This window comes from Microbacterium sp. (genome assembly GCF_011620665.1).
GTDB lineage: Bacteria > Actinomycetota > Actinomycetes > Actinomycetales > Microbacteriaceae > Microbacterium.
Genome location: NZ_WOYQ01000049.1, coordinates 49,640 through 70,702, shown reverse-complemented (window position 1 = coordinate 70,702; position 21,063 = coordinate 49,640). Strand labels below are relative to the sequence as shown.

Sequence of the window (21,063 nt, the reverse complement as noted above, 5' to 3'; positions counted from 1 at the left end):
TGCTCAATGACTCAGCGCCCGGTGCCGCGGCGATGCCTGCGTGTCTCCCGGGCGCTGAGTTGACCTGAACTCATTGTGTGCGCGCGATGTGGACCCTGTCAAGGGCGCCCGGACCGGATGCTCCGTGCTTGGATGGACGTATGACTGATGACCGCACCAAGCCCGAATTCGACGCTCCCGACGGGCCTGCACCCGCGGAGCTCGTCATCCGAGACCTGATCCTCGGCGACGGCGCCGAGGCTCAGCCCGGCGACACCGTCACTGTCCACTACGCCGGCGTCGAGTACGACTCCGGCGAGGAGTTCGATTCGTCGTGGGGACGCGGGGAATCCATTCGGTTCCCGCTGCGCGGACTCATCCAGGGTTGGCAGGACGGCATTCCGGGGATGAAGGCCGGCGGACGTCGCGAACTCGTCATCCCCCCGCACCTGGCCTACGGCCCAGCTGGTGGACACTTCCTCGGAGGAAAGACACTGATCTTCATCATCGACCTGATTCAGGTCGGCTGACCCGTTCCATCACTTCTCGGCCTGCCTGCGTTCCTCGCACGTTCTCGAGAATGTTTCCATTCGCGGGAATAGAAGGTGTGGCTCGGCGTTGGACACCTGCAGTACTTTCCCGTCACTTTCCGAAAGGGCAACCATGACCGACACCACCCTCCTCGAGATCCCCGGCTACAAGGCGGGCACGTGGGTGCTCGACCCCAGTCACAGCGAGGTAACGTTCACCGTTCGTCACATGATGATCTCGAAGGTGCGCGGTGTCTTCGGTGTCAAGAGCGCCACGATCGTCGCGCCCGAGAACCCGCTCGAGGCCTCGGCGACCGGGTCGGTCGACGTCGCGTCGGTTGACACCAAGGACGAGGGTCGTGATGCTCACTTGCGTTCTGCGGACTTCTTCGACGCCGAGAACTTCCCGACGCTCGACTTCGTCTCCACCGGTGTTCGCGCCAAGGGTGGCGACTTCCTCGTCGACGGTGACCTGACGATTCGCGGGATCACGAATCCCGTGACCTTCGAGGTGGAGTTCGGCGGGTTCGGTACCGACCCGTGGGGCAACTACAAGGCCGGCGGGACCGCCAAGACGGTCATCAACCGCGAGGACTTCGGCCTCGTCTGGAACGCTGCGCTGGAGACGGGTGGCGTTCTCGTCGGCAAGGACGTCACGATCACACTCGACGTGCAGGCTGCGCTCCAGGCCTGAGCTGACGCGACGTGCAGGGGCGGATGCTGCGGCATCCGGCCCTGCACGTCGCTCCGGGCATTGCTCGACCTTCGAGGCTGGTAGGATCTTGAGGTTGCCGTTGGATCGGCCGCGGATAAAGAGAGCCCCCACATCAGGTGTCGGGCGCCGCGCAACGAAGAGGAAGGGGATCACCTATGGCACTGGAAGCAGACGTCAAGAAGGCGATCATCGAACAGTACGCGACGCACCCCGGTGACACCGGATCCCCCGAGGTGCAGGTCGCGATGCTGACGCAGCGCATCAAGGACCTCACCGAGCACCTCAAGGAGCACAAGCACGACCACCACTCGCGTCGTGGACTGTTCCTGCTCGTCGGTCAGCGCCGCCGCCTGCTGGGATACCTGCAGGACGTCGACATCAACCGGTACCGCTCGCTCATCGAGCGCCTCGGTCTTCGTCGCTGAGAGCATCGCTGCCAGCGTTCCATCGCGCAGAACATTCTTGGGAAGGGCCGTCCACGGTGTGGGCGGCCCCTCGCTTTCCCTGGAGAGGATGACTTGCGTGGAGACCGTACTGCGCCTTCGTCTCACCAGAGCGAATCCGGATGCGGTTCAGTGGCGAGCAGCGACCAGGTCGGCGTGGTGGATTGCCGCCACATCGGGGTGTGCGCGCAGACGGGACTTCAGGGCGTTCTCGCCGTAGAGCGTGTGGATCGGGTTCGCCGGGTCGCGTGTGACTCCGCGGGCTTGTGCCGCGAGGTCGGCGGGGAGCGCGATCTGGGGCAGACGCGCATCGAGCGCCGGGTTGAAGAAGAACGGAATCGAGATCCGGTCATCCGGATATCTCGGCGCCACGACGCGGTGGTTGGTTGCAAGGAGGTAGCCGCCGGTTGCGTGCTCGAGCATCTCTCCGATGTTGACGATGAAGGCGCCGGGCACCGGGGGCGCGTCTAACCACTGGCCGCCGCGCTGCACCTGCAGGCCCTCTTTGCCCGGCTCGACCCAGAGCAGAGTGATCACGCCGGAGTCCTTGTGAGCGCCGACCCCCTGCTGAGTCTCAGAAGCATCCGTACCGGGGTAGCGGATGATCTTCAGGAGTGTCGAGGGCTCACCGAAATGGCGATCGAAGTAGCTCTCTTCTGCGCCCAGAGCGAGCGCCCATGCGCGCAGCAGCGCGCGGGCGACACCGGCGAGGTGGTCCTGCCACGCAGTCGCGACCTCCCGCAGCCCGGGCTGGGCTGCGGGCCACAGATTCGGGCCGATCAGGCGCGTGAAGTCGGGGGCACCGGCATCCGTCACTGCTTCCTGCTCCGGACCGATATCGATTTGCTCGCGCCAGTCCACCCTGCCCTGCGTGCGCTCTCCGCCCACGCGTGTGTATCCGCGGAAGTGCGGACTGCGGACGTTCTCGATCGCCAGTTTGTCCGCCTCCGGCAGCCGGAAGAACGCCCGAGCGGCGGTATGCATGCGCGCCTCGAGTTCGGCGGTCACGCCGGTGCCGGTGAGGTAGAAGAATCCGACGTCGTGCGTGGCGCTCCGGAGGTCGGCGCGGAACTTCTCCGCGGCGGCGGGACCATCGTCGAGCTGAGTGAGATCGAGGATCGGCAGAGAGAGGTCGCTCATGATCCGAGGCTAGAGCGGATGCCGCGGCCAGCGCCTCCGTGTTGCCGATCATTACCCGATGCTCGGCTCTCGTCGTACCGAGTGCCGGCTTGTCCAGCGCGCGCTCGGGCGCCTCAGCCCTGCTGGTGCGGGTCCGGATGCCGCTGGCCCGCCCGAGGCTCCTCGCGCGGTCGGCGTGAGCCGGTGGGGTCGTTGCGGCGGTCGTGACGACCCGCGAGCGTCGGATCGCTGAACAGCCACGCCGGGCGCGGTTCGACAAAGGGGCGGAAGATCCGGCGCACGGGCTTCGTCGCCAGGGCCAGGGCGATCGCGACAGAGCCCACCATGACGCCCGGCAGCCACAGCCACGTCGGTTCGGCGTTGCGGAGGATTCCGGTCTCACGGAAGGGATACAGGACGAACGAGTGCAGAAGATAGACGTACATCGTGTACTGCCCGAAGTGCGTCCAGCCTTGCGTGCCGCGCGGCACGAGTGCGAGGAAGGCGACGCTGAGCGCGAGCGCGATCGCGATGAGAGCGAGCCGCACGCCGCCGGCCCACCACGCCGTCCCTCCGAGCGCGGCATAGCCCTCATCGTAGAAGAGCCACTCGCGAAGGTTGACCGCGCGCCAGGTGTCGATGAAGAACCAGGCGACCCAGCCGGCACAGGCGAACGCGGCGAGCGCCGCGCCCTGCACCCACCACCGCCGGCGTCGCAGCAGGTCGAACCTCTCCAAGATGCCGAGGTGGCGCAGCCACCACCCCAGGGTGAAGAAGGGGAGCAGTCCCAGGGTGCGCGAAAGCGACAGCGTCGAGTCGACGTTCGGCCAGTACCCGACGAGAATTGAAGCCGCTGCTGCCCAGACCAGCGGCCAGCGCAGGAGCGCGAGGTAGGGCAGAACGAGACGGAAGATCGCGAGGGCCAACAAGAACCAGAGGGTCCATGACGGCTTTGTGAAGTTCGCGTTGGCCTCACCTTCCACGATCCATTTGGTGAGGGTCCACAGTCCCTCGAAGATCACGTAGGGCACGATGATGTCGGTGAAGACCCGAGCCATCTGACGGCGGCTGGGGGAGTCCGATTTGGAGAAGTAGCCCGAGATGATCGCGAATGCCGGCATGTGGAAGGCGTAGACGACCAGATACAGCGCAAGCGCGACATCGCTGTCGTAGGTGAGGCGCTGTGTCGCGTGCCCGAGGACGACCAGCACGATGCAGGCGAATCGCGCGTTGTCCCACAGGGGGATGCGGCGCTTGGCGCCCGCGATCGTGGCGGAGTCCGGCGCGGTGCTGCTCATGTCTCGGGCCACCTTACCCGCGGGGGACTGACCAGCCGAGCCAGGCAGTTCATCCGTCTGGGCTTCCCTCTCGCGTTCGCGCGGTCACGCGACTTGCCACCGCGTCCAGTACCGCTCCGAACAAGATCGCGACGGCGATCGAGACGATCACCGCGACGATGGGTGCGTCGGGGAGGAGTGAACCCACGATGGCACCGATGATCGCCTGATACGCGCTCCACCCCAGAGCGGCGACCGCCGCGATCCCGAGATATCGCGGAGCGGGCAGGCGCACGGATCCCGCGACGAGGTTCACCGCGAGCCGCGCGAAGGGGATGAAGCGCGCGGTGAACACGACGACCGCGGTGCGGCTGCCGAGCTGGGCCCGTGCCCACCCGAACACCGCCTGCACGCGTCTCTGCCGCATCCACGCCCATCGCGACAGTCCGACCGTGCGCCCGACGGCGTAACAGCATGCGTCGCCCACGAACGCGGCGGCGGCCCCGACGGCGATCACGGCCGCAAGCGGAACCGCGCCGGTAGAGACCGCCAGCGCACCGAGCGCGGTCACTGCCGTCTCGCCGGGCACGACGACCAGGAACGCGTCCGCGGCGACGACGACGAACAGTACCGGCAGAGCCCAGGGGCTCCCCGCCAGTGCGGTGAGCCATTCCTCGACTGCCATGTCACCGTGGCTACCATTCCGTGATGAACGGGGGCCGAACGGGGGAAGATCGCTCGGTGCGCCGGCGCGCCGAGCACGGTGATCGGCGCCGTCGCGGGCAGTGCGGACGGTGGATGTCGACCGGACCGAGGACTGCCGGTGACGGCGGGCGGAGCATCGGATGAACACTCCGCCACGGTGACCGTTTCCCGCTTGCCGGGTCCCGTGAGCGCGGCACGCTGGAGCCATGAGAGTCGCGGTCCTCGCAGAGTCCTTCCTGCCTCACATGAACGGCGTCACCGGGTCGGTGCTGCACGTCTTGCGTCACCTCGCGCGCGATGGGCACGAAACCCTGGTGATCGCGCCGAAGTCGGGTGAGGTCATTGCCGACCTGCACGGCGCGCAGACCGCTCTGCTGCGTTCGGTGCCGCTGCCGTCCTATCCAGAGGTGAGGGTGGTGTTCGCGCGCGCCGCCCGGCTTGCGGGCGTGCTGCGCTCGTTCGAACCTGATGTCGTGCACCTCGCATCGCCGTTCATCCTCGGCGGGCAAGGAGCGGCCGCGGCGGATCTCCTCCGCATCCCCTCGGTAGCGGTGTATCAGACGGACGTCGCCGCCTACGCCCAGAAGTATGGGATGCCGCGGGCGATCACCATGGTCGAGGGACACATCGCGCGCCTGCATCGGCGATCGACCTTGACTCTCGCTCCGTCGACGGCGTCGATCCGGCAGCTCGAAAGGCTCGGGATCGATCGGCTGCGACGCTGGGGGCGCGGCGTCGATGCCGAGCGTTTTTCCCCGACACGCCGAAACGACCAGTGGCGCTCGACGACCGCGCCGGGCGAGCTCATCGTCGGGTATGTCGGCCGGCTCGCTCCCGAGAAGCAGGTCGGCGACCTGTGCGCGCTCGCCGGCATCCCCGGCATACGCCTGGTCATCGTCGGCGACGGCCCCTCTCGACCAGCGCTGCAAGCCGCCCTCCCCGGCGCCGTGTTCACCGGATACCTCGGTGGCACCGAACTCGCTGAGGTCGTGGCAAGCTTCGACGTGTTCGTGCATCCGGGAGAGAGCGAGACGTTCGGCCAGACCATCCAGGAAGCGCTCGCAAGCGGGGTTCCGGTCGTCGCGACCGGCGTGGGCGGGCCGGTGGACCTGGTGCGTTCCAGCGTCGACGGGTGGCTGTACCGGCCCGGTGACCTCGGTGACCTTCGTGCCCGCGTCGAGGACCTCGTCGGCGACGAGTCCAAACGCAGAGCCTTCGCCGCCGCCGCGCGCGAGAGCGTACGCGACCGCACCTGGGAGGCTCTCTGCCGCGAACTCGTCGCGCACTACGAAGAAGCGCGGATGCTGCGGCCGCTCGACGACGCACTGCTCGCTCGCGCCGGCTCACGTCCATGGGCGGCGACTCCCGCCGTTGCAGCCCGGCCGCGCTGGGGGCGGTTCGTGGCGCTGGGTGACTCGCTCACCGAGGGCCTTTCCGACAGCGCGCGCGTGCCGGACCATGGCTACCGGGGTTGGGCGGATCGCCTGGCCGAGCTGATGGCTCACGCGAGACCGATGGACGGGTTGCGGTATGCGAACCTCGCGGTGCGCAGTCGTCGAGTGCGCGACCTGGTCGGCGAGCAACTCCCTCGCGCGCTCGAACTGCGGCCCGATCTCGTCTCGATTCTCATGGGCGCGAACGACCTCGTGAGCCACGGCGCCGACCCCATCGTGCTGGCCGCCGAGGTCGAGGAGTGCGTCCGGCGATTGCGCGCGGCCGAGTGCGACGTCCTGCTGGTCACACCGTTTCTGCCTCGGCGTCGCTCAGCGCTCATCTTCGCCCGCCGGTTCGCCGTCTTCGCATCCGAACTGCGCCGGATCGCAGCCACCCACGGCGCGATCCTCCTGGACCTCGAGGCACTCCCCGCAATCGGAGAGCTCGACATGTGGGCCGACGATCGAGTGCACCTGCGCTCGCGCGGCCACCGCTTCCTCGCCTACCGTGCCGCCGACGCGCTCGGGGTGCCCGACGCCGAGACCCTGGGTGGACTTGATGCCGCGCTCCACGCCGACGATGATCTTCCCGCCCGGTCGGGCTGGCTGCTCCGTCATGCCTTGCCATGGGCGTGGCGACGGGCACGTGGACGCACGGCCGGCGACGGCATCTCGGCCAAGCACGACGACTATGTGCTGATCCGCCGCGGCGAAGCGACGAGGGCGCCGCAGTCCGCAGCGTGAGCGGGGCGATCCCATCGGGTCCTGATACCGTCGAGGCAATGGAGTCGAACTCGGCCCCTGTGGGGGAAGAAGACCAAGATGACGCCTCAGGCACTGCTGACCATGGGCGTCGTCGGCGCCTCGAGCAAGCCCGATGAACGGCGCGTGCCGATCCATCCGAGCCACGTCGAGCGGATTCCCGATGATCTGCGATCGAACGTGCTCCTCGAGACGGGCTACGGCGCGCGATTCGGTGTCTCGGACGCGGAACTGAGGCCCTTGGTGGGCGGCATCCTCGACCGCGGTGAGCTCATCGCTACAGCCGACGTACTCCTGCTGCCCAAGCCGCAGCACGCCGATCTGCGTGACATGCGTGTCGGTCAGGTGCTGTGGGGGTGGCCGCATCTCGTGCAGGACGCGGTGATGACTCAGATCGCACTCGACAAGAGACTCACGGTGATCGCGTTCGAGGCGATGAACCACTGGGGGAGCGACGGCACCTTCGGCCTTCACGTGTTTCACAAGAACAACGAGATCGCCGGCTACTGCTCGGTGCTGCACGCGCTCGCGCTGTGCGGCTCGACAGGCGACTACGGGCGGCGTCTCACCGCGGTGGTCATCGGCTTCGGGGCCACCGCGCGGGGAGCGGTGACGGCGCTGCGCGCACACGGTGTGCACGATGTCCGGGTGCTGACCAACAGGCAGACCGCGTCCGTGGCATCACCGATCCACGCCGCCCAGATGATCCAGTTCGACCACAGCGGACCCTACCTGAGCGAAGTCATCACCGACGAGGGCCGTGTGCCGCTCGCCCCCTTCTTGGCCGAGAGCGACATCGTCGTCAACTGCACGCTCCAAGACCCGAATGCCCCGCTGCTCTATCTGCGCGAGTCTGATCTGTCGTCCTTCCGCCCCGGCAGCCTCATCGTCGACGTCTCGTGCGACGAGGGCATGGGGTTCGAGTGGGCGCGCCCGACGAGCTTCGCCGAGCCCATGTTCACGGTCGGCGCGAGCACGAACTATTACGCGGTCGACCACAGTCCGTCGTACCTGTGGAACTCCGCCAGCTGGGAGATCAGCGAAGCGCTCCTCGGATTCCTCCCGACCGTCATGGCCGGCCCACCCACCTGGGCTGAAAGCGACACCGTCTCACGCGCGATCGAAGTCCTCGACGGCGATGTGCAGAACCCTGCGATCCTTCAATTCCAGGGCCGTGCCGCCGAGGCGCCCTACGCGGTGCTTCCGCACTGAGCAGTCGGCGGGTCGCCCGTCAGAGCGGACTCGCGCTCTGCAGCACGTCAGGCAGTGTCCGACCTAGCCGCTCTTGCGGCGGAACTCACGCTTGGTGACCGCGCCGTGCGTGCCCTGGATGGCCGAGTCGCCGTCCAGATGCGCTTCGCCATTGCGGTGCTTCGCGTTCTTCTTGTCGAGCGCCTCCTTGAACTTGCGCTTCATCTCTGCAGAGGCTGCAGCCTTGTCGTCGGTGCTCATACCCCCAGCCTACGCGCCGCGCCCCCTGGTAGGATCGGCGAGGTTGCCCACTCGGCATCCGACGAACTCAATACGAGCTCACGGAGCAGGCTGGCAGGATGCTGGTCCCCTGTGGTGGTCTCCCCGTCGCCGATCTCGCCGTCTGCGACGGGTGGACTTCCACTGGTGGCCAGCGAAAGCGCATCATCCTGGCGTGCTGAAATCTGCCTGTTCCTGCTCCTTCGAATGCTCGTGCGCGAAACGCGCGCGCGAGTCTAAACAAAGAAGGAGAGACCTCTTGGAAGGTCCTGAAATCACCGCAGCCGAAGCCGTTCTCGACAACGGCCGCTTCGGCACCCGCACCGTCCGGTTCGAGACCGGCAGACTCGCGCAGCAGGCACAGGGTGCCGTCGCCGCGTATCTCGATGAGGAGACGATGCTCCTCTCGGCCACCAGCGCCGGAAAGCACCCGCGTGAAGGCTTTGACTTCTTCCCGCTGACCGTCGATGTCGAAGAGCGGTCCTATGCCGCGGGCAAGATCCCCGGTTCTTTCTTCCGTCGCGAGGGCCGCCCCTCCACCGAGGCGATCCTCGTCTGCCGGCTGATCGACCGCCCGTTGCGCCCGTCGTTCGTCGACGGGCTCCGCAACGAGGTCCAGATCGTCATCACCGTCCTCTCGATCGCTCCGGGCGAGTTCTATGACGCGCTCGCGATCAACGCGGCTTCGCTGTCCACCCAGATCTCGGGGCTGCCGTTCTCCGGCCCGATCGCCGGGGTCCGCCTCGCGCTCATCCCCGGTCACGGCGAGCACGCCGACCAGTGGGTCGCCTTCCCGACGGCCACGCAGTTGGAGGATGCCGTCTTCGACCTGATCGTCGCGGGCCGCGTTCTCGACGACGGCGATGTCGCGATCATGATGGTCGAGGCGGAAGCCACCGAGCACAGCTGGAATCTGATCAAGGCCGGCGCGGTCAAGCCCAGCGAAGAGATCGTCGCGCAGGGTCTGGAAGCGTCCAAGCCGTTCATCAAGCAGCTCGTCGAAGCTCAGAGCGCCGTGGCCCGCACCGCCGCCAAGGAGATCCAGAACTACCCGGTCTTCCCGCCGTATGCGCAGCAGACCTACGATTTCGTCGCCGGTCGCGCTTACGACAAGCTCGTTCCGGTCTACCAGATCGCCGACAAGGTGGAGCGCCAGAATGCCGACGACGCCATCAAGGATGCCGTCAAGGCCGAGGTCCTCGCCGCCGTGGAGTCGGGAGAACTCCCGGCCACCGCGACGCTGGAGTTCTCCGCCGCCTACAAGTCGGTCACCAAGACCATCGTCCGCGGACGGATCCTCGCCGAGGGGGTCCGCATCGACGGTCGCGGTCTGGCTGACATCCGCCCGTTGGATGCCGAGGTCCAGGTCATCCCGCGGGTCCACGGCTCCGCGATCTTCCAGCGCGGTGAGACCCAGATCCTGGGTGTCACGACGCTGAACATGCTCAAGATGGAGCAGCAGATCGACTCGCTGTCGCCCGTCACACACAAGCGCTACATGCACCACTACAACTTCCCGCCGTACTCGACCGGTGAGACCGGCCGCGTCGGTTCGCCGAAGCGTCGCGAGATCGGGCATGGCTTCCTCGCCGAGCGCGCGCTCGTACCCGTGCTGCCGAGCCGCGAGGAGTTCCCATACGCGATCCGCCAGGTCTCCGAGGCCCTGGGCTCCAACGGCTCGACGTCGATGGGCTCCGTGTGTGCGTCCACCCTGTCGCTCCTGAACGCGGGTGTGCCGCTGCGCGCTCCCGTCGCCGGTATCGCCATGGGTCTGGTCTCCGACCAGGTCAACGGCCAGATGCGCTACGCGGCGCTGACAGACATCCTCGGCGCCGAAGACGCCCTGGGCGACATGGACTTCAAGGTTGCCGGCACGAGCGAGTTCGTCACGGCGATCCAGCTCGACACCAAGCTCGACGGCATCCCGTCCTCCGTGCTGTCCGCCGCTCTGACCCAGGCCAAGGAAGCCCGTCTGACGATCCTGAACGTCCTGACCGCCGCGATCGACGGTCCGGACGAGATGGCGCCCACTGCACCGCGCGTGATCAGCGTGCAGATCCCGGTCGACAAGATCGGCGAGCTCATCGGTCCCAAGGGCAAGACGATCAACTCGATCCAGGATGAGACCGGCGCGCAGATCTCGATCGAGGACGACGGCACGGTGTACATCGGCGCAACCGACGGTCCTTCGGCCGAAGCCGCCCGCGCGCAGGTCAACGCGATCGCGAATCCGACCAACCCGGAGGTCGGCGAGCAATTCCTCGGGACGGTCGTCAAGCTGGCGGCGTTCGGCGCGTTCATCTCGCTCCTGCCCGGCAAGGACGGCTTGCTCCACATCAGCGAGGTGCGCAAGCTCGCCGGAGGCAAGCGTGTTGAGAACGTCGACGACGTGCTCTCGGTCGGCCAGAAGATGCTCGTGAAGATCACCAAGATCGACGATCGCGGCAAGCTTTCGCTCGAGCCCGTGCTCGAACAGGTCGCCGGCCACGAGAGCGCCGTTGCGGCGGGCCCGGGTTCCGGAGACGTCCTCGCCGAAGCCTGATCCGCCCGGCCTGTCCCAGCGTTGGTGTGAGATGACGGATGCCCGCCTCCCCCCGTTCCGGAGGGGCGGGCATCCGTTCGTTCACGCGCGCGTCGCCCGAGTGGGCGCAGAGAAGCTGACCGGGTCTCCCGTGGGCCCGAAGCGTTATCGAATGTTTACCGCGCGATCGATGCAGGACCCGATGTTCACGGAGGGCTGCTCTACTCTCGGAGGTACGCATCGGGGTGCGGAAACGTAGATGCGCCCCAGCGATGAGGGGTGTGAGATGGGCGTGCGCGGAGTGGGGACTTCGCTTCCTTCGGAGGGTCCCGAAATCGCGCCCGCGCCGCATCCATCGTCCCCCGTTCCGGTTCAGGGTGCTGCGATCGGCGCCACCGTGCGAGTTCCTCTGGGGGAGACCGGGCTGCAGGTCTTTCCGCTCATGCTGGGTGGTGCCGAGTTCGGCTGGCACGTCGACTCCGGCGCGGCTCACTCGATTCTGGACGTCTACCGCAGCCGCGGGGGCAACGCGATCCACACCTCCGACAGCTACTCGACCGGTCGCAGCGAGCACATCATCGGGCAGTGGATGAAGAACCGCGGCGAGCGCGACGAGACTGTCGTGGCCGTCCGCGTCGGCGCCCATCCAGATCATCCCGGGCTCGGTGCGGTCAACCTCGTCCGGTCGGTCGAGGCCTCGCTCACCCGTCTGCAGACGGACCGGATCGAGGTCTTGTACCTCGATGCCACGGCAGACAGGATCACGGCGCTTGAGGACACTCTTGCGACGGCCGCGTGGCTCGTCGAGACCGGTAAGGTGAGGGCGCTCGGTGCGCACGGATATTCGGCGGCTCAGCTGGTCGAGGCGCGAATTCTGGCATCGGCCGGATATCCACGCCTGACGGTGTCGGATGTTCCCTACAACGTCCTGCATCGCAACGAGTTCGACGGCGATCTGAGGCTCGTCGCCGGAGCGCAGGGAATCGCGGTGACACCATCTCAGGCGCTCGAACACGGCTATCTCGCCGGAGCGCACCGTTCCCGCGCGGGGATGGCGCCCTCGGTGCGCGGAGCACAGTTGGCCGCGGCGATGAATCGGCGCGGCACGCGCACTCTTCGGGCGCTCGACAAGGTGGGCGCAGAGCTGTTGATTCCGACTGCGGCGGTGGCCATCGCCTGGCTGCTGGCGCAGCGCACCGTGGTGGCGCCGATCGTCAACACCTACGCCGTCGCTCACGTCGAAGAACTCGTCCAGGGTGTCGGCCCGCAGCTCAGTCGTACACACCTGACCGATATCGACCGAGCCGCACAATAGTCCTGCGCGGCCGCCCGGGCCTGACGTAGGGTGGAATCCACCCGCCCCAGATCCGGCCGCGACGAGATGAGCGTGACGTGACGCACTATCTTTACCTGGTGCGGCACGGCGAGCACCTGGACGCGGAACACGGGCTTGAGGACGGCCCCCTGTCGCCTCGGGGGCGGCGCCAGGCGGAGCTCCTTGCAGACCGGCTGTCCGGCGTCCCGCTGGATGCCGTGTGGCATTCCCCGCTCGACCGCGCAGCCGAGACCGCCCGTGCCGTCGGCGATCGCCTGCCCGCCGTCGACCCGCGGCCCTCGCCGCTGCTGTTCGACTGCATTCCGACCGGGATGACGCCCGACACCCCCGCGGTGTACGAGTCGTTCTTCGGGTCGTTCAGCGACGCCGATGTCGACGCGGGCGGCGCGCAGATGGCCGATGCCGTCTCGGAGTTCCTCGTGCGCAAGGCCGAGGCGCATGAGCTCCTGATCACCCACAACTTCGTCATCGCCTGGTTCGTCCGCGAGGTGCTGGACGCGCCACCGTGGCGATGGATGACGATCAACCAGGCGCACTGCGGACTCACGGTTCTCGCGCAGCGGCCCGGGCGGCCATGGACGCTCGTTTCACACAACGACCTGGCTCACCTGCCGTTCGAGCTGCGCACCGGTCTCCCGGAGCTCCCGCCGGTCTGACCGTGCGACCGTGCTCCGGCGTCACGCGCGCAGCGACTTCCCGTACCAGCGCGTCGCGTTCGGGTTGTCGTTGTAGGGCTCGATCGCGATGAAGCCGGTTCGCGCGTAGAGGCGCCCGGCCGCTTCGAGCGTGTGGTGCGTGTCGAGTACGAGGTCTACGGCCCCCCACTCACGCGCCTGCGCTTCGAGGCCCTCGAGGAGCACGCGTCCCCAGCCGCGGCGCCGCGTCTCGGGAGCGAGGTACAGGTGTTTCACCTCGTAGCGGACGCCGTCCGGACCGTCGGCGATGCGCCGGATGCCGCCGCATCCGACCTCATTGCCCTCGTCGTCGACGGCGATCAGAAAGACACCCGCGGGCGGGCTGAAGGCGGACGCATCCGGGAACACCGGGCGATAGGTCTGACCCTTCGGGAACACCTCACCGCGCATCTCGAAGTATTCCGTCAGCAGCGCGAGGGCGCGTGGGTCATCGGCCGGGATCGGCAGCAGGCTCACCATGCGTCCGAGCGTAACGCGGCGCGCCCGCCCCGTAGGCTGGGAGCATGACGACGACGCGCGTGGCTCTCGTGGGCGGAACCGGCAAGCTGGGAGCGATCATCGCGTCCGTCGTCGAGGGCACCGAGGGGTTCGAGACGGTGGCACTGCTCGGATCGTCCAGCGACCTGACCGAAATCGACGGGGCCGACCTCGTCATCGATGCGTCCACTCCCGCCGTGTCGATCAGCGTGGTGCGGGCTGCGATCGAGCGCGGGCTGAACGTGCTCGTCGGCACCTCCGGCTGGTCGGCCGAACGCATCGCGCTCGTGCGGCCCCTGGTGGAGGCATCCGGCACCGGCGCGGTGTTCATCCCCAACTTCTCGCTCGGCTCGGTGATCGCTTCGGCGCTCGCCGCCGCCGCCGCCCCGTTCTTCCCATCGATCGAGATCGTCGAAACCCACCGCGAGACCAAAGTCGACTCGCCGAGCGGCACTGCTGTGCGCACAGCCGAGCTCATCGCCGCTGCTCGACGGGACGTCGGGCCCGTCGAGTCCCCCTATGCCGACCAGCGGGCTCGCGGCCAGCAGGTGGCGAGCATTCCCGTGCACTCGCTGCGTCGCCCCGGGATCATCGCGCGGCAGGAGACGATCCTCTCGGGACCCGGTGAGGCGCTCACCCTCATCCACGACACCGTGGACCCGGCCGCCGCCTACGGGCCGGGCATCCGCGTCGCGCTCGCCGCCGCCCGCGACGCCCGGGGAGTCATCGTCGGCCTCGATTCACTCATCGACATCGGCCTGCGGACTCCGCTCGTGCGATCTTCGGCGCCGGTCGACGAAGGCGGCGTGCCGGGTCAGGTCGCCCGCACCACGGGCGCATGAGCGCCCGGATCGGCGTGGCCGTCATGGCGGCACTGCTGGCGCTCTACATCCTGCTCGTCGGGCAGCGGGCGTGGCTGCTGCTCGGCTCACAGCAGCCCGCCGGCATCGTCATGGGGATCGCGCTCGTCGTTCTGCCGCTCATCGCCGCGTGGGCGATCTGGCGTGAGATCCGCTTCGGTATGCGCGCCTCTGCCCTGGCGGCTCGCCTCGAAGACGAGGGCGGCCTGCCCTCAGACGAGCTCGATGTCCGCCCGAGCGGCCGTCCCCAGCGCGATCAGGTCGACGAGCTCTTCCCCGCGTATCGCGCCGACGTCGAGGCTCACCCGGATGATTGGCGTGCGTGGTTTCGCGTGGGACTGGCCTACGACGGCGCGGGAGACCGCCGCCGCGCGCGGCAGGCGATTCGCACCGCGATCGCGCTCGAGCGCGGCCGCTAGGCGGCAACCGCTGCAGCGACGGCGTCCTCGACCGTGGGGTGTGTGAACGTGAAGCCGGATGTCTGCAGGGCCAGCGGCACCACGTTCATGTCGCCCGTCAGCAGGGATCGTGTCGCGTCGCGACCGAGGACGAGTGAGATCGCCCACTCCGGCGCACGCAACAGATAGGGCCGGTTCATCCGCCGTGCAAGCGCGAAGCCGAGATCGTTCGCGGTGGCGCGGGCAGGTCCCGTGAGGTTGACCGGACCTGCCAGGTCAGAGTCGATGACGTGCCGGATCGCGCGCACCTCGTCGGCGAGGGAGATCCACGGCCATACCTGCGTGCCTCGGCCGATCGGGCCGGAGACTCCGAGGTTCGTGAGAAGCATGAGCGGCTTCAGCACACCTTCGGGATGCACGATCGGCGCGGTGCGCAAGAGGGCGACGCGGCCGGGTGCGCGCTGCGCCGCGGACTCCCACTCACCGCAGAGGTCCGAGAGGAACTCATCACCGCGCGGCGAGTCCTCGGTGAGGACCGCTCCGGGGGCGGAAGGGTAGTAGCCGACGGCGGATGCCGACACGAACGCGGGGCCCTCGGGGCCCAGTTCGCCGAGCGCCGCGGTGAGAGTCTGGGTCGGGGTGAGTCGTGACCAGAGCAGCTCGCGCTTGTACCGGGCTGTCCATGGGAAGCGGCCGATGCTGGCTCCGTTCAGACCCACGACTGCTCGGGCGCCGCGCAGGATCGCCGGATTGAGGGGCGCGTTGCCTGGATCCCAGGCCCGCTCGTCAGCCGCTTCGGCCGGTCGACGTACGAGCCGGGTGACTGCGATCCCGTCGGCGCGAAGAGAGTCGACGAGCGCGCGACCGATCAACCCGGATGCCCCGGCGACGACCACTCGATCGGTGACCTCTACGAGGGTCTCAGGCAAGCGTCGCCTCGACCGTGATCTCGATGCCGCTGGGGGCGGCCGAGACGGGACCGCCGGTCTTGGCCTCCGCGGCGATCCGAGCGAAGTCATCTGCCGCAAGGCCCGGCATGACTGCGTCGACGCGGAGAGCGACGTCGCCCGCGCCGTCGGCGAGGTTGCCTTTCCAGCTCGTGCTCGCTTCGCTCGTGACGCTCATGGGCCCTCCTGTGCGGATCGGCGGAATCGACGGCGGCGCGCGCTCGCCTCTCGTTGAGCCTAGACCGCAGTCACCGACAGGGGAACAGGTGTCGTGAGGACGATCAGACCGGGGCGCGCACGGCTGTCACGCGCGCGAGCTCGAGCTCGATGACGTCGCGCCGAGGCGTGCCGCCGAAGCGGGTCTGGACGACGCCGTCGCCGTCGACGATGAGGGTGGTCGGCGTCTGCAGCACGTGGAAGTGCTGGGCGATGTCCGGGCGGTGGGTCAGGTCGACGTCGAGATGCAGCACGCCGTCGTTGTTGTCGGCGATCGCACTCAGCGTGCGATGGACGCCGGGGCACCGCGCGCACATCTCAGTACTGAACTGCAGCAGGGTTGCGCGCTCACCGAGCGCCGCGGCGCCCAGCCGCTGCGGTTGCACGATTTCGCTCGGATCCTGGTGACGAGGACGATTCTGCCGCCAGCGGAGGGAGGCGCCGATGCCGATCGTGACCACGAGCAATGCAGCGAGGATGAGGACGGCATCCGACAGGGTCATAGCGTGGCAGTCTATCCGCCCGGGTGCGCCTGGCCCTGATCCCGGCCTTAGATGACGTCACGTTTCCTCTGGCAGAAGCGTGGCGCGGGTAGTCTGACCTGCGTGAGCGCCGTCGAGGTCATCCCCACCCCTTACGAGGATCTGCTGGCCGACGTCCTTGAGCACGGTGTGCACAAGGACGACCGCACCGGGACGGGCACCACGAGTGTGTTCGGCAGGCAGATCCGCTTCGACCTGGCCGACGGCTTCCCGCTCATCACGACCAAGCGTGTGCACATGAAGTCGATCGCGTATGAGCTCCTCTGGTTCCTCCGGGGCGAATCGAACGTCGCCTGGCTTCAGGAACACGGCGTGACGATCTGGGACGAATGGGCCGATGACGCCGGCGAGCTCGGACCTGTGTATGGGGTGCAGTGGCGTTCCTGGCCGACGCCGTCCGGGGGACAGATCGATCAGATCAGCGATGTGATCGCGCAGATCCGTGCGACCCCGGATTCACGCCGTCTCATCGTCTCTGCGTGGAACCCGGCAGACATTCCGCACATGGCGCTCGCCCCCTGCCATGCCCTGTTCCAGTTCTACGTCTCGGGTGGCAGGCTCTCGTGCCAGCTCTATCAGCGCAGTGCCGACATGTTCCTCGGCGTGCCCTTCAACATCGCCTCCTACGCCCTGCTCACGCTGATGATCGCGCAGCAGACCGGTCTCGAGCCGGGGGAGTTCGTCTGGACCGGTGGCGATTGCCACATCTATGACAACCACGTCGAGCAGGTGCGGGAACAGCTCTCACGGGACGCGTTCCCCTCCCCGCGGCTGCGGTTCGCGCGGACGCCGGATTCGATCTTCGACTACGCGTTCGAGGACATCCTCGTCGAGGACTACCAGCACCATCCCGCCATTCGCGGGGACGTCGCGGTATGACCCGGGTCGGTCTCATCTGGGCGGAAGCCCGCGGGGGCGTCATCGGCGCGCGCGGCGGGATGCCGTGGCATGTCCCGGAGGACATGGCCCACTTCAAGGACGTGACGACCGGGCATCCCGTGATCATGGGGCGTCGCACGTGGGAATCGTTTCCGCCGCATTTCCGGCCGCTGCCGCATCGCCGCAACATCGTGGTGACTTCCGCGGATTCCTGGGCGTCCGACGGCGCGGAGCGCACGGCATCCCTCGACGAGGCGCTGGCGCTCGTGGCCGATGACGAGTCCGCCTGGGTCATCGGCGGTGGGCGGCTGTATGAGTCGGCGATCGGTCGGGCCGATGTGCTGGAGGTCACGGAGTTGGATATCGAGGTCGCCGGCGATACCCACGCGCCGAGGCGTGACGGCTGGGAACCGGTGGAGGCGACCGAATGGGCGCTCTCCCGGACCGGGGTGACGTACCGCTTCCTGACGCTCGTCCGCCCTTGACGACGCGGAACCGGGGTAGGCGGGAACCGGTAGCCTGGGATCATGACGCATACGGGAAACCCATTCGGACAGGTTCTCGTCGCGCTCGTCACCCCGATGACGGCCGATGGCGAGGTCGATTGGGCCGCCGTTGAGAAGCACATGGACGACGTCATCACCGCCGGTGCGGACGGCATCGTGGTCACGGGCACGACCGGCGAGACCTCGACCCTCACCGACCCCGAGAAGCTCAGACTCGTCGAGGTCGGCAAGGCGGTCGCCGGCGGTCGCGCGAAGATCATCACGGGCGGCGGGTCGAACGAGACGGCCCACGCGATCGAGCTCTATCGGGCGAGCGAGAAAGCCGGCGCCGACGGCATCATGATCGTCACGCCGTACTACAACAAGCCCACCCAGGCCGGCATCCTGACGCACTTCCGGCTCGTCGCCGACGCGACCGACCTCCCCGTCATCCTGTATGACATCCCGGGCCGCACGGGCGTCCCCATCAAGTACGAGACGATCCTGCGCCTTGCGAAGCACCCCAATATCCTGGCGATCAAGGATGCCAAGGGTGACTTCAGCGAGGTCAGCCGGGTGCTCAACCAGACCGACCTCATGTACTTCTCCGGCGACGATGCCAATGCGCTCCCGCACATGGCGATCGGTGCGACCGGACTCGTCGGGGTGACCGGGAACATCTCCGCGGCCCCCTATCGGGCGATGGTCGACGCCGTGAATCGCGGCGACCTCGCCGCGGCCACGGCGGCGCACCGGAGCGTCGAACCACTCGTCCGTGCCGTCATGACCCACGTCCCGGCGACCGTGAGCGTGAAGTACATCCTCCACGGCCTCGGCCGCATTTCGAGCCCCCGCGTCCGTCTGCCCCTCGTGGGACCGGAGGAATGGGAAGCCGCACTCATCGAGGATGAGCTGGCGCTCGTGACCAACGTCGACGGTGCAGACTTCTCGAATTTCCGGCCCGACCGCAACGCCGCCGCCGGCGGCGCATTGCCCAAGGTCCACGGCACGACCCGCTGAGACCATCCACTGAACGAACGAGCGGATGCCGTGCGCCTCCGCGAAAGGCATACGATGCCCCCGACTGTGTACGATCCGCCCACTCTCGAGTCTGGAACGCTGCGGGTCATCCCGCTCGGTGGCCTCGGCGAGATCGGCCGAAACATGACCGTCTTCGAGAGCGAAGGCAAGCTCTTGATCGTCGACTGCGGCGTGCTCTTCCCGGAAGAGCACCAGCCCGGCGTCGACCTGATCCTTCCTGATTTCGAGCCGATCAAGGGGCGCCTCGACGACGTCGTCGGACTCGTGCTGACGCACGGCCACGAAGACCACATCGGCGCGGTGCCTTACCTTCTCAAGCTCAAGAGCGACATCCCGCTCATCGGCTCGCAGCTGACGCTGGCCCTCGTCGAGGCGAAGCTCAAGGAACACCGCATCAAGGCCTACACGCTCACGGTCGCTGAGGGCGAAACGGAGCAGCTCGGCCCGTTCGACCTCGAGTTCATCGCGGTGAATCACTCGATTCCCGACGCGCTCGCCGTCGCGATCCACACGTCGGGCGGCACCGCGCTGGCCACGGGCGACTTCAAGATGGATCAGCTGCCGCTCGACGGACGCCTCACGGACCTGCGCGCGTTCGCCCGCCTGGGTGAACGGGGCGTCGATCTCTTCCTGGTCGACTCGACCAACGCCGATGTCCCGGGCTTCACACCGCTGGAGCGGGCGATCGGGCCGGTGCTCGACCAGGTGATCGCGAAGGCTCCGCGCCGCGTGATCGTCGCGAGCTTCTCCAGTCACGTCCACCGCGTCCAGCAGGTCATCGACGCGGCCGCTGCGAACGGCCGCCGTGTCGCCTTCCTGGGGCGCAGCATGGTGCGAAACATGACGATCGCCGCCGACCTCGGCTATCTGACGGTGCCCGATGGGGTGCTGATCGACTACAAAAAGGCCAAGGATCTACCCGACGACCGGATCGTCTATATGTCGACCGGTTCCCAGGGTGAGCCGATGGCGGTGCTTTCCCGCATGGCGAACATGGACCACGCGATCGAGGTCGGTATCGGCGACACCGTGATCCTCGCGTCGAGCCTGATCCCCGGCAACGAGAATGCGGTCTATCGCGTGATCGACGGACTCACGAAGCTGGGCGCGAACGTTGTGCACAAGGGCAACGCGAAGGTGCACGTGTCCGGTCACGCCGCCGCCGGCGAGCTGCTGTACTGCTACAACATCCTCCAGCCCCGCAACGTACTCCCCGTTCATGGGGAGTACCGGCACCTGACCGCGAACGCGAAGCTCGCGCAGGCCACCGGCATCCCCCCCGAGCGGACGATCCTGGCCGAGAACGGCACAGTGATCGATCTCAAGGACGGCACCGCTGCGGTCGTGGGGCAGCTTGACCTCGGTTTCGTCTATGTCGACGGTTCGACCGTCGGCGAGATCACGGATGCCGACCTCAAGGACCGCCGCATCCTCGGCGAGGAGGGGTTCATCTCGGTCATCGTCGTCGTCGATTCCGCGACCGGCCGCATCATCACCGGACCCGAGATCCACGCACGAGGATTCGCCGAACACGACAACGTCTTCGAGGCGGTCAAGCCCAAGATCGCCGCCGCGCTGACCGAGGCGGCTCAGTCGGGCGTGCGTGACCCGCATGCGCTGTCTCAGGTCGTGCGCCGTACGATCGGGCACTGGGTGAACCAGTCTCTCCGTCGCCGGCCGATGATCGTCCCTCTCGTCATCGAGGCGTAGCACCGGCGCGGTAGCCTCTGAGCATGCCCGCTTCGTTCAGCATCCGCCCCGCCGTGCAGGCGGACGGCGCGTTCCTCGCGGACATGATCGTGGAGGCTGTCAACTGGCGTCAGGGTGGCGCTCGCCCCCGGTTCGATGTGATCGCCGATCCCGATTACCGCCGCTACCTGGCCGGGTGGATGCGCCCGAGCGACGCCGGATTCGTGGCGGTTGACGGACACGACGAGTCGGTCGGTGCCGCCTGGTACCGGATGCTGCCCCGTACCGACCCCGGGTTCGCCCACGTCGGCACGGGAGTGCCGGAGCTCATCATCGGTGTGCGGCCGATCTGGCGCGCGCACGGCGTGGGCCGGGCGCTCCTGCAGCGGCTGTGTGATCTCGCGCGAGCGCAAGGCTTCGCGCGCATCAGCCTTTCCGTCGAGCGGGGCAACTTCGCCTACACGCTCTACCGCACCGAAGGCTTCGCGGTGACTCAGCCCGGCGTCGGCCGCGACACCATGGTCAAGCGCTTGCGTTGAGGCCG

General features: G+C 67.8%; 23 protein-coding genes. 15 read left to right on the top strand and 8 right to left on the bottom strand.

Annotated elements, in window-relative coordinates:
* The first annotated feature begins 140 nt into the window (after nt 1-140).
* The 3 genes from QZV81_RS06925 to rpsO all read left to right on the top strand — a co-directional run bounded on the left by QZV81_RS06925 (nt 141) and on the right by rpsO (nt 1,649).
* Nucleotides 141-509 (top strand): FKBP-type peptidyl-prolyl cis-trans isomerase, encoded by a 369-nt coding sequence (locus QZV81_RS06925; protein ID WP_292834797.1) that lies wholly within the window; start codon nt 141-143, stop codon nt 507-509.
* Between the two features lie 133 nt (nt 510-642).
* Nucleotides 643-1,203, top strand: coding sequence for a YceI family protein (locus QZV81_RS06920; RefSeq protein ID WP_292834794.1), 561 nt, complete (start codon nt 643-645; stop codon nt 1,201-1,203).
* Nucleotides 1,204-1,379: 176 nt separating this feature from the next.
* Entirely contained in the window at nt 1,380-1,649 is a 270-nt protein-coding gene (gene rpsO, locus QZV81_RS06915) for a 30S ribosomal protein S15 (protein ID WP_292834791.1), read from the top strand.
* A 147-nt stretch (nt 1,650-1,796) separates the two neighbouring features.
* On the opposite strand, the gene QZV81_RS06910 is transcribed toward rpsO, so the two are convergent.
* The 3 genes from QZV81_RS06910 to QZV81_RS06900 form a co-directional block, all read right to left on the bottom strand.
* A complete protein-coding gene (locus QZV81_RS06910) occupies nt 1,797-2,807 on the bottom strand; it encodes a 2-oxoglutarate and iron-dependent oxygenase domain-containing protein (protein ID WP_292834788.1) in 1,011 nt (336 codons plus the stop codon).
* Nucleotides 2,808-2,920: 113 nt separating this feature from the next.
* The gene (locus QZV81_RS06905) at nt 2,921-4,084 is read right to left on the bottom strand and encodes an acyltransferase family protein (protein ID WP_292834785.1); all 1,164 of its coding nucleotides are present in this window, start codon (nt 4,082-4,084) and stop codon (nt 2,921-2,923) included.
* 49 nt (nt 4,085-4,133) lie between these two features.
* The gene (locus tag QZV81_RS06900) at nt 4,134-4,748 is read right to left on the bottom strand and encodes a VTT domain-containing protein (protein ID WP_292834782.1); all 615 of its coding nucleotides are present in this window, start codon (nt 4,746-4,748) and stop codon (nt 4,134-4,136) included.
* Nucleotides 4,749-4,974: 226 nt separating this feature from the next.
* On the opposite strand from QZV81_RS06900, the gene QZV81_RS06895 reads away from it, so the two are divergent.
* Nucleotides 4,975-6,945 carry a GDSL-type esterase/lipase family protein gene (locus QZV81_RS06895; protein ID WP_292834779.1) on the top strand — a complete coding sequence of 657 codons (1,971 nt, stop codon included), beginning with the start codon at nt 4,975-4,977 and terminating at the stop codon, nt 6,943-6,945.
* A gap of 78 nt (nt 6,946-7,023) precedes the next feature.
* The gene (locus QZV81_RS06890) at nt 7,024-8,175 is read left to right on the top strand and encodes a N(5)-(carboxyethyl)ornithine synthase (protein WP_292834776.1); all 1,152 of its coding nucleotides are present in this window, start codon (nt 7,024-7,026) and stop codon (nt 8,173-8,175) included.
* A 63-nt stretch (nt 8,176-8,238) separates the two neighbouring features.
* Here the strand turns inward: QZV81_RS06890 and QZV81_RS06885 are convergent, their stop codons facing one another.
* A complete protein-coding gene (locus QZV81_RS06885) occupies nt 8,239-8,415 on the bottom strand; it encodes a DUF5302 domain-containing protein (RefSeq protein WP_292834772.1) in 177 nt (58 codons plus the stop codon).
* A gap of 277 nt (nt 8,416-8,692) precedes the next feature.
* Here QZV81_RS06885 and QZV81_RS06880 point away from each other — a divergent pair, with 277 nt between their 5' ends.
* The 3 genes from QZV81_RS06880 (at nt 8,693) to QZV81_RS06870 (ending at nt 12,946) form a co-directional block, all read left to right on the top strand.
* Nucleotides 8,693-10,975, top strand: coding sequence for a polyribonucleotide nucleotidyltransferase (locus tag QZV81_RS06880; RefSeq protein ID WP_292834769.1), 2,283 nt, complete (start codon nt 8,693-8,695; stop codon nt 10,973-10,975).
* A gap of 265 nt (nt 10,976-11,240) precedes the next feature.
* A complete protein-coding gene (locus QZV81_RS06875) occupies nt 11,241-12,269 on the top strand; it encodes an aldo/keto reductase (RefSeq protein ID WP_292834766.1) in 1,029 nt (342 codons plus the stop codon).
* A 77-nt stretch (nt 12,270-12,346) separates the two neighbouring features.
* The gene (locus QZV81_RS06870; protein WP_292834763.1) at nt 12,347-12,946 is read left to right on the top strand and encodes a histidine phosphatase family protein; all 600 of its coding nucleotides are present in this window, start codon (nt 12,347-12,349) and stop codon (nt 12,944-12,946) included.
* A gap of 21 nt (nt 12,947-12,967) precedes the next feature.
* On the opposite strand, the gene QZV81_RS06865 is transcribed toward QZV81_RS06870, so the two are convergent.
* Complete coding sequence (locus QZV81_RS06865) at nt 12,968-13,444, bottom strand: GNAT family N-acetyltransferase (RefSeq protein ID WP_292834760.1); 477 nt, start codon at nt 13,442-13,444, stop codon at nt 12,968-12,970.
* 44 nt (nt 13,445-13,488) lie between these two features.
* Here QZV81_RS06865 and QZV81_RS06860 point away from each other — a divergent pair, with 44 nt between their 5' ends.
* Together QZV81_RS06860 and QZV81_RS06855 are read left to right on the top strand one after the other, a co-directional pair.
* A complete protein-coding gene (locus QZV81_RS06860) occupies nt 13,489-14,304 on the top strand; it encodes a dihydrodipicolinate reductase C-terminal domain-containing protein (RefSeq protein WP_292834757.1) in 816 nt (271 codons plus the stop codon).
* A complete protein-coding gene (locus tag QZV81_RS06855) occupies nt 14,301-14,741 on the top strand; it encodes a hypothetical protein (protein ID WP_292834754.1) in 441 nt (146 codons plus the stop codon). Before QZV81_RS06860 ends, QZV81_RS06855 begins: the two co-directional genes overlap by 4 nt.
* Here QZV81_RS06855 and QZV81_RS06850 read toward each other — a convergent pair.
* The 3 genes from QZV81_RS06850 to QZV81_RS06840 all read right to left on the bottom strand — a co-directional run bounded on the left by QZV81_RS06850 (nt 14,738) and on the right by QZV81_RS06840 (nt 16,386).
* Nucleotides 14,738-15,649 (bottom strand): TIGR01777 family oxidoreductase, encoded by a 912-nt coding sequence (locus tag QZV81_RS06850; RefSeq protein ID WP_292834751.1) that lies wholly within the window; start codon nt 15,647-15,649, stop codon nt 14,738-14,740. The genes QZV81_RS06855 and QZV81_RS06850 overlap by 4 nt on opposite strands.
* Nucleotides 15,642-15,845: a hypothetical protein gene (locus QZV81_RS06845; protein ID WP_292834748.1), complete on the bottom strand. Its 204-nt coding sequence runs from the start codon at nt 15,843-15,845 to the stop codon at nt 15,642-15,644. The genes QZV81_RS06850 and QZV81_RS06845 overlap by 8 nt, the downstream gene beginning before the upstream one ends.
* 103 nt (nt 15,846-15,948) lie before the next feature.
* Nucleotides 15,949-16,386: a thioredoxin family protein gene (locus tag QZV81_RS06840; protein WP_292834745.1), complete on the bottom strand. Its 438-nt coding sequence runs from the start codon at nt 16,384-16,386 to the stop codon at nt 15,949-15,951.
* Nucleotides 16,387-16,488: 102 nt separating this feature from the next.
* On the opposite strand from QZV81_RS06840, the gene QZV81_RS06835 reads away from it, so the two are divergent.
* From QZV81_RS06835 to QZV81_RS06815, 5 genes are read left to right on the top strand one after another with little or no spacing between them, the layout of a single operon-like run.
* Nucleotides 16,489-17,304 carry a thymidylate synthase gene (locus tag QZV81_RS06835; RefSeq protein ID WP_292834742.1) on the top strand — a complete coding sequence of 272 codons (816 nt, stop codon included), beginning with the start codon at nt 16,489-16,491 and terminating at the stop codon, nt 17,302-17,304.
* Nucleotides 17,301-17,789 carry a dihydrofolate reductase gene (locus QZV81_RS06830; protein WP_292834739.1) on the top strand — a complete coding sequence of 163 codons (489 nt, stop codon included), beginning with the start codon at nt 17,301-17,303 and terminating at the stop codon, nt 17,787-17,789. Before QZV81_RS06835 ends, QZV81_RS06830 begins: the two co-directional genes overlap by 4 nt.
* 42 nt (nt 17,790-17,831) lie before the next feature.
* Nucleotides 17,832-18,809, top strand: coding sequence for a 4-hydroxy-tetrahydrodipicolinate synthase (gene dapA, locus QZV81_RS06825; RefSeq protein WP_292834736.1), 978 nt, complete (start codon nt 17,832-17,834; stop codon nt 18,807-18,809).
* 54 nt (nt 18,810-18,863) lie between these two features.
* Nucleotides 18,864-20,540, top strand: a complete 1,677-nt coding sequence (locus QZV81_RS06820; RefSeq protein ID WP_292834733.1) for a ribonuclease J — start codon at nt 18,864-18,866, stop codon at nt 20,538-20,540.
* A 23-nt stretch (nt 20,541-20,563) separates the two neighbouring features.
* Nucleotides 20,564-21,058, top strand: coding sequence for a GNAT family N-acetyltransferase (locus QZV81_RS06815; protein ID WP_292834730.1), 495 nt, complete (start codon nt 20,564-20,566; stop codon nt 21,056-21,058).
* The last annotated feature ends 5 nt before the right edge of the window (nt 21,059-21,063 follow it).

Coding starts and splice junctions, on each gene's coding strand:
- QZV81_RS06925 (WP_292834797.1), top strand. CDS start 141: ATGACTGATGACCGCACCAAGCCCGAATTCGACGCTCCCGACGGGCCT.
- QZV81_RS06920 (WP_292834794.1), top strand. CDS start 643: ATGACCGACACCACCCTCCTCGAGATCCCCGGCTACAAGGCGGGCACG.
- rpsO (WP_292834791.1), top strand. CDS start 1,380: ATGGCACTGGAAGCAGACGTCAAGAAGGCGATCATCGAACAGTACGCG.
- QZV81_RS06910 (WP_292834788.1), bottom strand. CDS start 2,807: ATGAGCGACCTCTCTCTGCCGATCCTCGATCTCACTCAGCTCGACGAT.
- QZV81_RS06905 (WP_292834785.1), bottom strand. CDS start 4,084: ATGAGCAGCACCGCGCCGGACTCCGCCACGATCGCGGGCGCCAAGCGC.
- QZV81_RS06900 (WP_292834782.1), bottom strand. CDS start 4,748: ATGGCAGTCGAGGAATGGCTCACCGCACTGGCGGGGAGCCCCTGGGCT.
- QZV81_RS06895 (WP_292834779.1), top strand. CDS start 4,975: ATGAGAGTCGCGGTCCTCGCAGAGTCCTTCCTGCCTCACATGAACGGC.
- QZV81_RS06890 (WP_292834776.1), top strand. CDS start 7,024: ATGACGCCTCAGGCACTGCTGACCATGGGCGTCGTCGGCGCCTCGAGC.
- QZV81_RS06885 (WP_292834772.1), bottom strand. CDS start 8,415: ATGAGCACCGACGACAAGGCTGCAGCCTCTGCAGAGATGAAGCGCAAG.
- QZV81_RS06875 (WP_292834766.1), top strand. CDS start 11,241: ATGGGCGTGCGCGGAGTGGGGACTTCGCTTCCTTCGGAGGGTCCCGAA.
- QZV81_RS06865 (WP_292834760.1), bottom strand. CDS start 13,444: ATGGTGAGCCTGCTGCCGATCCCGGCCGATGACCCACGCGCCCTCGCG.
- QZV81_RS06860 (WP_292834757.1), top strand. CDS start 13,489: ATGACGACGACGCGCGTGGCTCTCGTGGGCGGAACCGGCAAGCTGGGA.
- QZV81_RS06855 (WP_292834754.1), top strand. CDS start 14,301: ATGAGCGCCCGGATCGGCGTGGCCGTCATGGCGGCACTGCTGGCGCTC.
- QZV81_RS06845 (WP_292834748.1), bottom strand. CDS start 15,845: ATGAGCGTCACGAGCGAAGCGAGCACGAGCTGGAAAGGCAACCTCGCC.
- QZV81_RS06840 (WP_292834745.1), bottom strand. CDS start 16,386: ATGACCCTGTCGGATGCCGTCCTCATCCTCGCTGCATTGCTCGTGGTC.
- QZV81_RS06830 (WP_292834739.1), top strand. CDS start 17,301: ATGACCCGGGTCGGTCTCATCTGGGCGGAAGCCCGCGGGGGCGTCATC.
- dapA (WP_292834736.1), top strand. CDS start 17,832: ATGACGCATACGGGAAACCCATTCGGACAGGTTCTCGTCGCGCTCGTC.
- QZV81_RS06820 (WP_292834733.1), top strand. CDS start 18,864: ATGCCCCCGACTGTGTACGATCCGCCCACTCTCGAGTCTGGAACGCTG.
- QZV81_RS06815 (WP_292834730.1), top strand. CDS start 20,564: ATGCCCGCTTCGTTCAGCATCCGCCCCGCCGTGCAGGCGGACGGCGCG.